Origin of the sequence: Burkholderia cenocepacia (genome assembly GCF_014211915.1) — a bacterium.
Classification (GTDB): Bacteria; Pseudomonadota; Gammaproteobacteria; order Burkholderiales; family Burkholderiaceae; genus Burkholderia; species Burkholderia orbicola.
In genome coordinates, this window is the sequence record NZ_CP060040.1 from 897,008 (window position 1) to 912,003 (window position 14,996).

General features: G+C 65.7%; 14 protein-coding genes. 10 read left to right on the forward strand and 4 right to left on the reverse strand.

Annotation, left to right across the window (positions count from 1 at the left end; genetic code table 11):
• Window position 1: 1 nt before the first annotated feature.
• The 6 genes from SY91_RS20555 to SY91_RS20580 all read left to right on the forward strand — a co-directional run bounded on the left by SY91_RS20555 (window position 2) and on the right by SY91_RS20580 (window position 5,020).
• Window positions 2-811, forward strand: a complete 810-nt coding sequence (locus SY91_RS20555) for a squalene/phytoene synthase family protein (RefSeq protein WP_006479011.1) — start codon at window positions 2-4, stop codon at window positions 809-811.
• Between the two features lie 54 nt (window positions 812-865).
• Complete coding sequence (gene ispH, locus SY91_RS20560) at window positions 866-1,819, forward strand: 4-hydroxy-3-methylbut-2-enyl diphosphate reductase (RefSeq protein ID WP_006479010.1); 954 nt, start codon at window positions 866-868, stop codon at window positions 1,817-1,819.
• Between the two features lie 82 nt (window positions 1,820-1,901).
• Complete coding sequence (locus SY91_RS20565; protein WP_185921330.1) at window positions 1,902-2,252, forward strand: Rieske 2Fe-2S domain-containing protein; 351 nt, start codon at window positions 1,902-1,904, stop codon at window positions 2,250-2,252.
• A 29-nt stretch (window positions 2,253-2,281) separates the two neighbouring features.
• Window positions 2,282-2,944, forward strand: a complete 663-nt coding sequence (locus tag SY91_RS20570; protein WP_185921331.1) for a hypothetical protein — start codon at window positions 2,282-2,284, stop codon at window positions 2,942-2,944.
• Window positions 2,945-2,958: 14 nt separating this feature from the next.
• A complete protein-coding gene (locus SY91_RS20575) occupies window positions 2,959-4,041 on the forward strand; it encodes a Rieske 2Fe-2S domain-containing protein (protein ID WP_023475996.1) in 1,083 nt (360 codons plus the stop codon).
• A complete protein-coding gene (locus SY91_RS20580; RefSeq protein WP_159086622.1) occupies window positions 4,034-5,020 on the forward strand; it encodes a terpene synthase family protein in 987 nt (328 codons plus the stop codon). Before SY91_RS20575 ends, SY91_RS20580 begins: the two co-directional genes overlap by 8 nt.
• 413 nt (window positions 5,021-5,433) lie before the next feature.
• Here SY91_RS20580 and SY91_RS20585 read toward each other — a convergent pair whose 3' ends face one another.
• Window positions 5,434-6,243, reverse strand: a complete 810-nt coding sequence (locus SY91_RS20585; protein ID WP_226240166.1) for a hypothetical protein — start codon at window positions 6,241-6,243, stop codon at window positions 5,434-5,436.
• 363 nt (window positions 6,244-6,606) lie between these two features.
• Between SY91_RS20585 and SY91_RS20590 the strand changes: the two genes are divergently transcribed.
• The 4 genes from SY91_RS20590 (at window position 6,607) to SY91_RS20605 (ending at window position 9,963) form a co-directional block, all read left to right on the forward strand.
• On the forward strand, window positions 6,607-7,053 hold the full coding sequence (locus tag SY91_RS20590) for a VOC family protein (RefSeq protein ID WP_006479008.1): 447 nt from the start codon (window positions 6,607-6,609) through the stop codon (window positions 7,051-7,053).
• 449 nt (window positions 7,054-7,502) lie between these two features.
• A complete protein-coding gene (locus tag SY91_RS20595; protein ID WP_409557534.1) occupies window positions 7,503-8,762 on the forward strand; it encodes a porin in 1,260 nt (419 codons plus the stop codon).
• Between the two features lie 417 nt (window positions 8,763-9,179).
• Window positions 9,180-9,671 (forward strand): peptidoglycan-associated lipoprotein Pal, encoded by a 492-nt coding sequence (gene pal, locus SY91_RS20600; protein ID WP_043887429.1) that lies wholly within the window; start codon window positions 9,180-9,182, stop codon window positions 9,669-9,671.
• Between the two features lie 130 nt (window positions 9,672-9,801).
• Window positions 9,802-9,963, forward strand: a complete 162-nt coding sequence (locus SY91_RS20605; protein ID WP_023475988.1) for a hypothetical protein — start codon at window positions 9,802-9,804, stop codon at window positions 9,961-9,963.
• Between the two features lie 91 nt (window positions 9,964-10,054).
• On the opposite strand, the gene SY91_RS20610 is transcribed toward SY91_RS20605, so the two are convergent.
• From SY91_RS20610 to SY91_RS20620, 3 genes are read right to left on the reverse strand one after another with little or no spacing between them, the layout of a single operon-like run.
• Window positions 10,055-11,314, reverse strand: coding sequence for a cytochrome c (locus SY91_RS20610; protein WP_006479004.1), 1,260 nt, complete (start codon window positions 11,312-11,314; stop codon window positions 10,055-10,057).
• Entirely contained in the window at window positions 11,311-12,006 is a 696-nt protein-coding gene (locus SY91_RS20615) for a (2Fe-2S)-binding protein (RefSeq protein ID WP_185921332.1), read from the reverse strand. Before SY91_RS20615 ends, SY91_RS20610 begins: the two co-directional genes overlap by 4 nt.
• Complete coding sequence (locus SY91_RS20620) at window positions 12,003-14,882, reverse strand: xanthine dehydrogenase family protein molybdopterin-binding subunit (protein WP_185921333.1); 2,880 nt, start codon at window positions 14,880-14,882, stop codon at window positions 12,003-12,005. The genes SY91_RS20615 and SY91_RS20620 overlap by 4 nt, the downstream gene beginning before the upstream one ends.
• Window positions 14,883-14,996: the final 114 nt, after the last annotated feature.

Genomic DNA, 14,996 nt, shown 5'->3' on the forward strand with positions numbered 1-14,996 from the left:
GATGGTTCCGCTCTCGAAAGCCCATGACATGATCCGGCAGTACAGCAAGACATGGTATCTGCCCGTAGTCGGCCTGCCGCCCAGGCTGAACGAGGCGGCGTCGTGCGCCTACCTGTGCATGCGCGGCATCGACGAAATCGAAGATCATCCGACCATGGCCGCCGCGGACCGTGCTCGCTTGCTTCGGCGGGTCAGCGCCATCCTGCAAACCCATTTCTCCCCGGCGGATTTTCAGACTGCATTTGAAGGCTATGAGGACGTTCTCCCGCCGGTTTCGCTGCAACTGGGCCAATGGGTCACGCTCGCGCCGATCGACATCGCGCCTCGCGTACTGGACACGTTTTCCGTCATGGCAGAGCGAATGGCGGACTGGGTCGAATCGGATTTCGCGATCCGGACCGAGCAGGACCTGAACCGGTATACCTATGCGGTGGCCGGCACGCTGGTACTGCTACTCAGCGATCTGTGGGGCTGGTTCAATCACACCGATACCAACCGTACCGACGCCATCGGATACGGCCGCGCGCTGCAGGCCGTCAACATCCTGATCGATCGCGACGAAGACACCGGGCGCGGGGTCGATTTCTGGCCGCACGGCTGGGGCTTGCCCGAGATGCTCGGTTATGTCGAGCGAGAGCTCGCACTGGCGCAGGCGTACCTTGACGCGCTGCCGCCAGGCCCCGCGCGCAGCTTTTGCGAACAACCGCTGATCAATGCGCGGCACGCCGCGCTGAATCTGAAGCAAACGCTCGGCGCCGGCAGAGAACCACGCTCTTACGCGACAGCGGATGGATTCGCCGGTCGGCCATGACGGCACCCTGTTCCGCGTTTATCGACATATCGCACCTTTCCCGGAGATTTCAACATGCGCGTCATCCTTGCCGAACCTCGCGGCTTTTGCGCCGGAGTCGTACGCGCAATCGACATTGTCGATCGGGCACTGGAAAAATACGGTGCTCCCGTCTACGTTCGGCACGAAATCGTCCACAACCGGCGAGTCGTAGACGGCCTCAAGCGCAAAGGTGCAGTCTTCGTCGAGTCCCTCGACGACATTCCCGAACAGGCGGTGACCGTGTTCAGTGCCCATGGTGTGGGTCAAATGGTGGAGGCAGAAGCGCGCCAGCGCGGCTTGCATGTGCTCGACGCCACCTGCCCGCTCGTCGCCAAGGTTCACGTCCAGGCCCGGCGTTATGCGTCGCAAGGGAAGACCGTCGTGTTGATCGGGCACGCCGGACACCCCGAAGTCGTCGGCACGCTGGACCAGGCACCGGACGCGACGGTCCTGGTGGAAAGCAAGGCAGATGTGGCGGCCCTGCCGTTTGCCGCCGACGCGCCGCTGGCCTATATCACGCAGACCACACTCAGCGTGGACGACACACGCGACATCATCTACGCGCTCAAACAGCGATATCCAGGCATCGTCGGCCCGAATGTCCACGACATCTGTTATGCCACGCAGAACCGGCAAACGGCCGTACGCGAACTTTGCCGCAGAGTCGAACTGATGCTGGTGATTGGCGCCCGCTACAGCTCGAACACCGTACGACTGCACGAGATCGCGCTCGAATCGGGCATCCCTAGCCACTTGATCGCCGATGCCGGTGAGCTGGGGCCGCAGTGGTTCCAGGGCATCGCAACCGTGGGCATCACGTCGGGTGCATCCGCACCCGAAACATTGGTCGACGAGGTAATTGCGGCATTGCAGACGTACACACCGCTGGAGATCGAAACCATGGCCGGACGGCGTGAAACAGCGGTCTTTCCGCTGCCGGCCGAGTTGCTGCACGGCACCGCATCGGCGCTCGCGCCGCATACCTGATCCGCTCGCCGTCCGGCGCGTGGCAAGCCTCGAGCGCCGCGTGACGAGTCATTTGCGCAACCGTCGCATTCGGAGATGTCCCATGCGGAATCCGACCTACCCGATCTTGCCCCGACACAGCCCGGTGGTGGATGCGCGCAGTCCGCTGCCCTACCCGAACGGCTGGTTCGGCGCGTGCTTCAGCCGCGATCTCAAACCAGGCCGCATACAGACCGTTCCATTCATGGGTGGCGAACTTGTCGTCTACCGTACGCAGTCCGGCGCCGCCAAAGCCATCAGCCCGTATTGTCCGCATCTGGGCGCCCATCTCGGCCATGGCGGCAAGGTCGACGGCGAGCATCTCGTCTGCCCGTATCACGGGCTTTCCTTTGCGCCGGGCGGACAATGCCAGCCGGATCGAGACAGCCCGCCCTTGCACGGCGGCCCCGACTGACCGAATGGCCGCTGCGTGAAGTCAACGGCGTGGTGTTCGTGTGGCACGACGCCGAACGCCGGGCGCCCACGTGGGATGTGCCGGAGCTCGACCTCCGGGCGTTCTCCCGCGCGGACCGGAACACCTTCGACATTCCCGGATACGTACAGGACATCGCCGAAAACGGCATCGACAGGTTGCATCTGGTGCGCGTTCACCAGTTTGCCGACGCGCAGGTCAGCGCCTTTCGGGCCGCGGGTCCCAGACTGACGTACGAGATCACGACGCACGCTTCCAGGCAGTGGCTGCATTTCCGGAACACGTACTGCGGCCTCGGATACATGATCGGCGAAATCGACGTGCCGACGCTGCGCGTGCAGTTGAAGGTGCTCAGTTGCCCGGTTCCGACCGCACCGCTCGAATGGCGCGCCCGGGTACTGAATTTCATTCACGTCGACGCGCTCGACCGGTGGCCAGGCCCGCTGCGACGCGGGCTGCAGGATACGCTGGTGCTGGCGCTCAGGGTGTGGTTCCGATACCAGATCGGCAACGACATCAAGATCTGGAATCACCGCCGCTACAACCACGAAGCCAGGCTGGTGCCCGGCGACGGACCCATCATGGCGTTTCGACGCTGGGCGGCCCAGTTCTACCCGACCCATGAATCCGTCGCCGATAGCCGTCGAGGCCTCGAGCGCGTGAACGAAACCTGAACGGGAGAGACGAGATGAACTGTCCGGCCATTCCTATCCAGCATCGTTGCGTCACGGTCGAAAAGCGCAGCGTCCAACCGTATCCGAGGGGCTGGTTTGCGGTGTGTTACAGCCACGACGTCAAGTCGGGGACGGTACGGACCTTCCCGCTCGCCGACGGTGAAATCGTGCTGTACCGGACTCGATCCGGCGTGCTGAACGCAATCAATTCGTATTGTCCGCATTTCGGTGCGCACCTCGGCCACGGCGGCAAAGTGAAGGGCGAAAACCTCGTCTGCCCCTTTCACGGTTATGCGTTCGGGCCCGATGGCGCGTGCCTGCGCCCGAAAAACGAACCCCCATCGCCGGGTCTGCGGTTGAGCAGATGGTACTTGCGTGAAACCGGTGGAATGGCGTGGGTCTGGTACGACTTCGACGGCAATCCACCGATGTGGGATATCCCGGCCTTCGACAGCATGGAATTCTCCCGCACCGTGTACCGCTGTACGGTCATCGCAGGACATATGCAGGATTCGGCCGAAAACGGCGCCGACATGGGCCATATGGCGCACGTTCATCACTTCCGCGCGCCCGTCATGCCGGAGGTGACGATCGATGGCCCCATTATGGTTGCCTACACGAAGACGATGTACGAGAACCGGTGGCCGTTCAACTTCCGCGCCAGTTGGTATGGCATTGGCTATCTGATCGGTGAACTCGAATTTCCCGGCATCGGACTGGAAATCCGGACGCTTGGCGCTTTCACCCAGATCGGGCCGGCCAAATGGACGCTCAGATGGAGTCATGTCGCCCGCATCGCTGCATTCGATGCCCTCCCACGCCTGCTTCGCCTGCTGCTCAACACCCTCGTCGTCAGACTCTATGAACCGTGGTTTCACATGCAGAACATGCGCGACAAGCGCATCTGGGACTACAAGACTCATCGGCCCCACCCTGCCACCACGCCCATGGATCGCTCCGTCCTCGAATATCGGAAATGGGCGGCGCAGTTTTATCCGCCGGGAATGGAGACGGTCGACAGCGTGACGACGAACAGGTCCGGCGTCCCGCGCATTGAACCCGCCCGCATGACATCTCGGAGTGCCGCCCATGAATGATCCGCGCCAGCTCACCCCAGTGCCGGACACCCTGGTGATTCCCGAGCGCTATTGCCCGCTGCTTCAGGACGTCAATCCCATGCGTGCGCAACTCGACGCGAGCATCGAAGCCTGGGTTCAGAAATTCGGGTTGGTACGGACGGAGCGCGAGTGGACGTTGTTCCATGCGGCGCAAACGGGCTTGCTGACATCCCTCTGCTATCCGCGCATGCCGTTCGAGACGCTGGAACCCGCCGGCCATCTGTGCACATGGATCCTGCAGTTCGACGAGTCCGGGTTCGAAGGCCCGGCCAGCCGGGGCGATTTCTCGCAAACGACGGCCAATCTCGCCCGCTTCCAAAAAATCGCCGATGCGCCGCAGCAGCCCCTCGACGTTCAGGAACCGTATTGGGTGGCGTTGCAGGACATCCTGCTTCGGCTGCACAAGGTCGCCACTGGCGAGCAACTCTACCGATTCGACATGGGTATCCTGCGCTGGCTGCACGGCAACGGGTGCGAACTCGGCTACCGCGTCAAGGGAACCATGCCCACGCTGCAGGATTTCCTGGTGATCCGCGGCAACACGGCCGGGTCGAGCCTGTTCGCGTCGATGATCGACATGGGCAGCGACCGACCGATTTCGAGCGCACATTGGGGCAGCCCCGCGCTGCGCGAGCTGAACCTGCTCGGCGATTTTCTGTACGGCATCGACAACGACATCGCGAGCTACCTGCGCGATGCGCAATCGCCCCGGCAACTGCGCTGGAACGTCGTGGATGTGCTGGCTCACGAATACGGTATATCCGCGGAGCACGCGATCCAACGTGCCTGCGACATGCACCGCGAAAAGATGCAGCAGACGGCCGATCTCTGCAGCAGCTTGCGCCAGCATCCGGATACTGGCGTCCGAGAGTTCGCCACCGACTTCGAATACATGATGTCGGGCCCGTGGAAGTGGTACCAGATGATTAACCGATATCGGGTGGTTGACGAGTTCTGATTGAGAGCCTTGAGAAGGCTCCGCACGAATCGGACCGAATATGCGTGGCCATTTTCGAGTCCGGTCGGATCGCGGCTCAAACCTGTCTCGTCGTCTGGGCCGCGTGAGCTTCCCGACGTCACCCGCGCAGTATCAATCGAGTCGGCTGTCGACGAAGCCGCTTCTCCACCAACGAGAAGCCCGTCTGCGCCAGTGCCTACCGCACCTTCGCAACCTTGCAGGCGCCAGTCTTACAGGCCTATTACTCGCGCAAGATCCGGCACGGTAGGCGTCACAACCAGGCGCATCGCGCTCGCACAAGCGGCCGAAGTATTTAGCGATCTGCAGACGCCCTCGCCCACCGACTTTCCGGACAAGAAGTCGTAATTCGGGCGTAATCCCGTGGCCGCACATGCGCGATCAATCTCCATGCGTCAACACGGAACCCGACCACCTACGCCATTGCCCATCATCGTGCACCAGCGCTGCGTGTCTTGTTGCGGTGCCGGATACGGCAACCCGGTCCGTGGATCGATCGAGTCCAGCGGATTCGGTCCCGGCGGGTGGTTTGCCGCGTGCATCGCGGCGTTCTCCGCCATCTGTCTCGCGTTCGCCGCGTTCTGTCGAGCCAGGTCCGCCTTCTGCGCGTCGTCCACCTTCTTCGTCATGGTCACCAGCCGCGCGAACCGCGGATCGCGAACATCCTGCAGCGGCGGCAAAGGCGGTGCGAACGGCATGAAAAGCAACGGCCCGTCATATCTCGGCACCGCCAGTTTCGACGGCTTGCCGAAGTCCGCGGCCATGCTGATCTCCCACATGCCGGCGTTCATGCCAAGCGCGTATTCGTAACGTCGGTTCACGTCCGCCAGGCTGAGCGGCCCGGACGACGCAGGCAACGGTTGCAGGGATGGCGGCAGCGTCTGCCGCGCGGCAGGATAGATCGTGCGAACCCAACTCACCGCGGCGAGCGAGTATTGATAGAGCACCGCGTCGTACTTTTCCAGCACCTCCGCTCGACTATAGTTGCCGGGATTCTGGAAAATGGGCTTGTACGCCGCGAGGGTCTGGTAGTACCGCTCGTTCGCATTTCGCTGCTCCGCAACGAACTGCTGCTGGGGGTCGACCGGCGCAGATGAAGACATCGCAGCGCAGCCGGACAGCAGACTGACGACGAAGGCAATGCCGGCCGTCGTTCGAGACACCGACCGGATGGGACGCAAGATAGGAGGCATCGGAAACGCCATGGAGACTCGACAGGTTTTCATGAATCGGCGCGCGGCCGACAACGCCGCGGCATGCGCCGCGCTCGCCCTATTCTGCCCCGCTCCATATCGCGGCAGGTGGAGTTGCGTCTGATCGTGGTGGATTCCAGTCTCGGGATTTCGTCCCATCGCAGTGCGTGCCGCTTGACGCCGCGGCCAGTCGCCGACCGGTTTGCGCGCCGATCGCCGATGCCCGTCGATCGAAACCGGCCTTGCGCCCACTACCCGATTCGTTTGTAGAATCGACGTGGGTTCGCCGTTCACGACACGGTACAAGACATGATCCTCACCGGCCGCCCCGCCGGATGCCGGTAGGATCGACCACACCACCCACCGGAGGGCACCATGGCGATTCACGAAGTCTTTCCGTATCTGCGCGCCAAAAGCGCGGAGGACGCCATCGCGTTCTATGCGAAGGCATTCGGCGCGCAGGAGAAATTCCGGCTCGTCGAGCCGTCGGGGCGCATCGGCCACGCCGAATTGCAGCTCGGGCCGTGCACGCTGATGATCTCGGACGAGTTCCCGGAATACGACCTGTTCGCACTCGACCCGGACGGCAACGCGCCGATGGTGCTCCATCTTCATGTCGACGACGCCGATGCGACGATCGCCGCCGCCGTCGCGGCCGGCGCGCACGTGACGCGCGCACTCCAGGACCAGTTCTACGGCGAGCGCTCGGGCAGGATCCGCGATCCGTTCGGTTACGATTGGCTGATCGGGCATACGATCGAAACGGTCGAACCCGACGAAATGCAGCGGCGTTACACGGCGCTGATGTCCGGCAATCAGTAAGCAGTCCGGACGGCGTCTCCCGATCGATCACCCCGCTAATCGCGATGCACTACCACCCCGACGACGTCAGCCGGCTTTTCGTCGGTGTTCCAACACTGCAGTTGAACCGCGCCGCGCCGGCCGAACGGTTTCTCGCCGCCGCCGTCGAATCCGGCGTCGAGCTCCGGCCGCGTTGCCGCGCGTCGTCGTCCGGCTGAGACCGTGGCACTCGCCGGAAGCGCTCGAGGCGAGTGTGAATGCCGTGCGCGCCGCCTATCGAAGCGGCGGTGCCGACGCGGCGCTGCCACTCGCCCGCCGCTAGACGTTCGGCACACCATCGTCGCGCGATGGCGCGCCGAACCGTACGCCGCGCCCGCCTCCCAGCCATCGACACCCCCGCGATTCCGACCGATTCCGCAGAGGACCTTTCCTGTGCAACGCCTTAATCGACCGCCGCACGATCTCCAATAATGGCCGCTCGACCCATCGGCCGCGAGGCCGGACCAACAACAAACTCCTATGCATTCCTGCCAAATGAACCAGCATGCCGGCGCACGCGTCGCGGGACCGTCATTGCCGCCTGCCTGAGCAGCTTCGTGCCGGATGTCGCGCATGCCCAGAGCAGCGTGACGCTGTACGGCCTGATCGACACGTCGATCACCTACTCGACCAACCAGCGCACGCGCGGTGCCGGCTCGCCCGGCGGCGGCAGCGTCGCGATGACGAGCGGCGCACTGAACGCGTCGCGCTGGGGGCTGCGCGGCCGCGAGGATCTCGGCGGCGGAATGGCTGCGGTCTTCGCGCTCGAAAACGGCTTCTCGGGCACCACCGGCAAGCTGTCGCAGAAAGGCGTCGACCTGTTCGGCCGCCAGGCGTGGGTCGGCGTGAGTTCGCAGACGGCCGGCACGCTGTCCTTCGGACGCCAGTACGACCTGATCCTCGATTACGTGACGCCGCTCGGCGCGTCCGGCCCCGGCTGGGGCGGCAATCTCGCGGTCCACCCGTACGACAACGACGATTCGAACCGCAACCTGCGCATCAACAACGCCGTGAAGTACGCGAGCCCGACGGTTCGCGGGTTGAGATTCGGCGCGATGGTCGGCTTCTCGAACGCGGCCGGCCAGTTCTCCAACAATGCGGTGTGGAGCACGGGGGTGTCGTACGAGAACGGGCCGGTGAAGCTCGGCGCCGGCTACCTGAAGATCAGCCGCGACCGCAACGCGCCGAACCCGGACGGCGCACTGAGCACGGTCGACGGCTCGGCGACGATCACGGGCGGCAACCAGCAGATCTGGGCGATGGCCGGCCGTTATGCGTTCGGCCCGCACTCGGTCGGCGCCGCGTGGTCGCATTCCGCCACCGACGGCGTGACGGGCGTGCTCCAGGGCGGCAACATCGCGCCGCTGAAGGGCGAATCGCTGGTGTTCGACAACTTCTCGATCGACGGACGCTACTTCGTCACGCGCGCGCTGAGCGTCGCCGCCGCGTACACGTACACGATGGGCCGCTTCGACACCCGCACGGGCCAGACGCGCCCGAAATGGAACCAGGTCGTCGCGCAGGCCGGCTACGTGCTGTCGAAGCGCACGGACGCGTATCTCGAAGGCACTTACCAGAGCGTGAGCGGCGGCAACGGCAATCCGGCGTTCAACGCGACCGTCTGGACCTTGACGCCTTCCGCGAACAGCAACCAGGTCGTCGTCGCACTGGGGCTTCGGCACAAGTTCTGACGATACGGCGTGCGCCGCGGCGTCACGCGGTCGACCGACTGTATCCGGCGAATGCTTCCCGCATCACCCGATCGCCATGACCGGCAACGACAAGGCCGCGCCCCGTGCGCGGCCTTTTTCGCTGTGGCAGGCGTCGCTTGCCGCGCACCGCCGGCGCAAGCAAGAATGCCTCCCGACTGTCGCGTTTGCGCAAAAAATGCGGAGAAACTGGGCACGTTGTGACATTTTTCCTAATCTGTTTGCAGCGACGCCTCGATCCGGCGTTCCGGTCGCAACATTCTTTCATTTGGCGCACCACCGGCTTACGAGCCTGCATCACGGCAACGGAGCCGGACCTTTCGCGCCATGGCGACCGGACGGTTGCGTGCGAATGGCACGCGCCCCGCTTTCAACGCAGTCAACCGCTGGAGAAGAACGATGAGCAAAATGAACCGAATCGCGGTCCTGGCAACTTTCGTCCTGCTGGCCGGTTGCCACAACGCGGCGAAAACGCCCGAGAATGCCGCCGCGGCGCCGGAGCCTTCGAGCGAAACCGTCGCGACGGTGACGGCCGACGATCTGAACAATCCGAACAGCCCGCTCGCCAAGCGCAGCATCTACTTCGACTTCGACCAGTACTCGGTGAAGCCCGAATTCCAGTCGCTGCTGCAGGCGCACGCCGACTACCTGCGCAGCCATCCGGCGCGGCGCGTGCTGATCCAGGGCAACACCGACGAGCGCGGCACGTCCGAATACAACCTCGCGCTCGGCCAGCGCCGCTCGCAGGCCGTGGCGAGCACACTGGAAACGCTCGGCGTGCCGGCGACGCAACTCGAGGCCGTCAGTCTCGGCAAGGAAAAGCCCGTCGCGCTCGGCCACGACGAGGAGGCATGGGCGCAAAACCGCCGCGCCGATCTCGTCTATCGTTGATCCAGGCGCTGCCGCGGCGATACGCAAAAAGCATGGAATAAACGCCCCGCCGAAACGTCTTCTCATCGCGCAGACGCGCGGTTCACGCGAACCGCCTTTCCTGTCGCCTGCGCGCGGCAAGGAGATCGCAATGAAATCGGCAACGTTGGTTGCGGCGCTGATCGCGGCGCTGGTGCTCGTGCTGTCGGCGGGCTGTACGTCGTCGGGCAGCGGTACGTCGCAAGGGCCGGGCATGAGCCGGTATGGCGGCTCCGGAGGCAGCGGAGGTGGAGGGGGTGGTGGCGGCTACTGACGCGCCGCCGCGAGGAAAGTGAGGCGACGAAATCGCGCGCGAGCACCGGAAGCCGGCCGCTCGCGCGCGACGCTCTACCCCACGGCACGACTCAACGCATCGCCTTCACGTCGGCCGGCGTGACGTTCGCGGGCTGGCCGCCCCACGTCGCCCGCAGGTAGTTCGCGAGTTGCGCGAGTTCGTCATCGCTCAACGTTTTCGCGAAACCCGGCATCGGCTGCAGGTTTTCGAAACCGGCGAACTTCTGCTCGTCGATACCGTCGAGCATCGCGACCAGCAGGTTGCGCGAGTCGGCCTGACGCACCGTCGAGTTGCCGTTCATCGGCACCGCCACGTGCGGCTTGCCCTCGCCGTTGAAGCCGTGACAGCCCGCACACACCGCGAGATACACCGAGCGGCCGGCGGCCAGTTGCGCGGCGTCGGCGGACACCGGCTTCACCGGTTGCGGCGCGGGCGGCGTATCGCCGAGCAGGTACGTCGACAGCCCGCGCAAGTCGTCCTTCGTCAGGTACTGCGTGCTCAGGTGCACGACCGGATACATCTCGCCGAACGCCGAGCCTTGCGGTGCGATGCCGACGCCGAAGAACGTCTGCAGATCGGTGCCCGTCCAGCCGCGCGCGGCCAGGCCGGCCGGCGTGATGTCGGGCGCGGCCACGCGGCCGAGCGCGGCGCCCGCGAACGGCTTCGCGCCATCGAGCTGGCCCGTGAACGCGCGCGGCGTGTGGCATTCCGCGCAGTGGCCGAGCGCGCCGGCGAGATAGCGGCCGCGCTGCCAGTCCGCGGATTGTCCGGTCGACGCATCCGGCAGGCTGTCCTTCAGGAACAGCATGTCCCAGAACACCATGCCGAAGCGCAGGTTGTACGGGAACTTCAGGTCGTGCGCGCGGTTTTCCTGCGCGACCGGCCTGACCGTCATCAGGTACGCGTACATCGCGTCGGCGTCGGCGCGCGTGATCTGCCGGTACGACGTGTACGGCATCGACGGATACAGGCGCTTGCCCGGCGCCTTGCCGTCATGCAGCGCGGCGTAGAAGTCGTCCGCGCTCCAGTTGCCGATCCCGTGATCCTTGTCGGGCGTGATGTTCGAGCCGTAGAACGTGCCGAACGGCGATTCGAGCGCCGCGCCGCCGGCGAACGGCGCGCCGTCCTTCGCGGTGTGGCACGCCGCGCAGTCGGCGGCCTTGACGAGATAGCGGCCGCGCGCGATCGGGTCGGCGCCGGGCGCGCCGGACGCCGCATTCGACGCCGGCGCGTCGTGGCCGCCGCAGGCGGCGAGCAACAGCGCGCAGGCCGCAGCGAGCGCGGGCAGGCCCGCGGCCCGCGCGACACGATGAGCGAGTGTGCGTTTCATGCGGCGTCCTTCACGAGTCCCGGCGTCGTCAGCACCACGTCCTTGACGGCTTCGTAGTAGCGGACATAGCCCGTGCAGCGGCAGAGGTGCGCGTCGAGCGCATCGGTGATCGTGCGTTCCACGTCGGCCTTCGCGACCGGCTCGCGCTTCAGGCGTTCGATCAGCACGGTCGCCGCGTTGACGAAGCCCGGCGTGCAATAGCCGCACTGGAAGCTGAAATGCTCGAGGAATTTCTGCTGGATCGGCGACAGCTCGACCACTTCGCCGGCTTCGTTGCGCTTCGCGTGGCCTTCGATCGTGCGGATCGAACGGCCGTGGAAGAAGTGCGCGCCGGTAATGCAGGTGCGCATTTCCTCGCTCGTGCCGTCCGGCTGGTCGACGATCACGACGCACGCGTGGCAGATGCCCTGCCCGCAGCCGAGCCGCGAGCCGGTGAGGCCCACGTACTCGTGCAGGAACTCGATCATCATCAGCCCTTCCGGCACCTGCATCGGGCCGACGGCCTTACCGTTGATCTTGACCGACAGCGGCTTCTGCTGGAACCGGACGAGCGGACGCTCGACGGCAGCCGATGCCGATGCCGGCGCAGCCGGAGCGGGCGCCGGGGCGGCCGAAGCCGCGGTCGGTGCGGAAGCGGCGGTCGCTGCCGCGCTGGCGCTCGCGGCCGAAGCCGCGGTTTGGGCGGTCGTCATGCGAGCACCTCCTGAATCTTTTGCGGGGTCACCGGCAGGTCGGTGAAGCGATGGCCGATCGCGTGCGCGATGCCGTTCACGATCGCGCCGACGACGGGGATCATCACCACTTCGGCGACACCCTTCGGCGGATCGGTCTCGGACAGCGGCGGCAGCACGTCGCCCGTTTGGGTCCAGACGGCGACGTCGGACGCGCGCGGCAACCGGTAACGGTTGAAGTTCCACGTACCGTTGCCGGGGCCGTCCTCGTAGAGCGGCAGGTACTCGTGCAGCGCATGGCCGATGCCCATCGCGAGACCGCCCTGCAACTGGCCCGACACGAGCTGCGGCGAAATCTGGTTGCCGCATTCCATGATCGAGTGGTGCGTGAGCAGTTCGACCTTGCCGGTCGCTTCGTGCACGGCCAGCTCGACGAGCGTGCCGACCGCCGTGTAGTACGTGACGGCCGCGTTGTTGCGGCTCGTCGGCGGGATGAACACGCGCTTGCGGTCCAGCACGCGGTAGCCGTTCGCGGTCGGCGGCAGCGTCCCGCGCAGCGCGGTCGCGCCGGCCGGCGCGGCGGTGCCCCGCACCGGGCCGTCGTCGGCGCCCGCCTTCGGCGCGCCGACACGCAGCGACAGCCCGTCGATCGGCAGACGTTCGACCGTGCCGCCTACCTCGAATTCGGCGTCGGTCCATTGCCAGCGGTTGAACACGTGCACGACGGCGCCGGTCGGCAGGCCGAGCGCATGCGCCTGCTTCGCGAGCTGTTCGAACGTCAGCGGCTCGAGGCCGTCGGCGGTCAGCTTGCCGTCGACCCAGCGTGCATCCTCGATGCGGATCGTGTACGGCGCGGCCTGGCCGCCGCCCAAGCCCCGCGTCCAGATCGACATCGCGGCCGGCCACAGCCCGTAGCGGAACACGGCGCGCGCGGCTTCGCGCGTGCTGTGCGTGAAGTAGTACGCGGAGTTCGTCGCGCTCGACGGCGACGCATAGCCCGGCGACCAGCGCGGGTTCGCGCTCAGGCGATCCTGGTCGGCCTGCGACATCAGGTACGGGTCGCCGCTCGTCTCGACCGGCAGATCCGGCCATTCGGTCACGGCCACGCGCACGTCGGTCGCCGGACGGCCGAGCCATTTCGCGACCGCCACAGCCTGCGACGTCGACATCCCGGTGCCGATCTCGGCCGCCGTGTGCTGCAGCGACACCTTGCCGTGCGCGTCGAACTCGACCTTCGCGAACGACGCTTCCGCGCCCGTGCCGAAATCCTTCTGCACGCACGCGAAGCCCACGCCGTAGCGCTTGCCCGGATGCGCGGCCTCGAACTCCGCCTTGCGCGCGGCACGACGCGTCCACAGCGGATGCTGCTTCGCGCGCTCCAGCACTTCGTCGACGCGCAGCGCGCCGGCGGGAATCGCCCCCTGCGTGTTCTTCATTCCCGAACGCAGCGCGTTGCGCAGACGGAACTCGATCGGGTCGATGTTCAGTTGCGCGGCGATCTCGTCGACCGCCATCTCGGTCGCGGCCATGCTCTGCAGCGTGCCGTAGCCGCGCGCGGAACCGGCGTCGATCGCACGCGATGCGATCGCGACGGCCGCGAGGTCGCTCTTCGGGAAGTAGTAGATCGATTGCGCGGCGGTGGCGCCGACCATCGCGACCGACGGCGAGAAGTTCGAGCGGCCGCCGCCGTTCGCCTCGAACTCGCCCTTGAACGACTGCAGCAGGCCCGTATTGCGGTCGACCGCGATCCGGTAATGCATCTTGAACGCGTGACGCTTCAGCGACGTCTGGAACTGCTCGTAGCGGTCGTTCGCGAAACGCACCGGGCGGCCGTCCGCGTACAGTGCGCAGACGAGGCCGTAGAACGGCACGTTGAAGTGATCCTTCGAGCCGTAGCCGACCGTGTAGCACGGATGCACGAACAGCTTCTTCACCGGGAAGCGGCATTTCGCGACCATCGCGGCCGCATTCTCCGACACTTCGAGCGGCGACTGCGTCGGCACGACGAGGTGCAGCGACTGCGTCGCGGCGTCGTACCAGCAGTTCGCGTTGTCGGGTTCGAGCGCGGCCGTATCGACCGACTGCGTGTTGTATTCGCGGTCGAACACGAGCCAGTCGGCTGACGGATGGTCGAGCTCGCTCGCGATCTGCCCGGCGAGGAACATGCCCTGCTCGTCGAGCTTGCCGTGCTCCTTGCCGTCCGGCCAGACCGGCAGGTGCTTGCGCATCATGCTCGGGAAAATCGGCGCGTCCTTCAGGCTCGAATAGACGTCGTCGTCATAGGCCGTCTTGCCGCCCACGCGCACGTAGCGGAAGGTGCCCCACGGATCGCGCTCGAGCGGGCCCGTGACCGCGCCGTAGCGGATCACGTCGTCGCGGAACTTGAGCGCGTTCTTCGCGAAGCGGAAACGCGCGAAGTCGTGATAGATGAGGATCGCGACCGCATGACCGAGATACGCGGGCGTCTTGCCGGCCGGTAGCAGCATGTCGTCGCCGTAGAACGCCGGGAATGCGACGCCGTCGCGCGCGAGATCGTCGGCCGTGACCACGCGGTCCGGCTTCAGCTCGTCGCCGAGCAGCGACAGGTCGAAGCCTTCGTACGTGCGGTCGGCCTGCGTGACGCGCAGGATCAGCGCGTGCGACTGCTGCTGCGGCCAGTGCGGCATGTCGGCGGCGCGCACGTCGCGGGCGAACACTTTCGAGCCGGTGACCTTCGCGATGCCGTCGATGCGGAATTGGGGGATGCCGGTGACGCTATCCCATTTGACCGGGGTGAGGAGTTTTTCTTCGAAGAGCGCCGCGAACGCGCGGCTGCCGATGGGCGCGACATACACCGCGACGCCCGCCAGCACGCTGGCTTTCAGAAAACCCCGACGTGACAGGCCGTGGTTTTTCATTGGGGGAGAACCTCCTGATGCGGCTCGGACGGCGATCGGGTGTCGCGGCGTTCGGAGCGGCGCGCATTCTGGCATTGTTTTTGATATATCGCCTATAGTATTTCCCGCATGAAA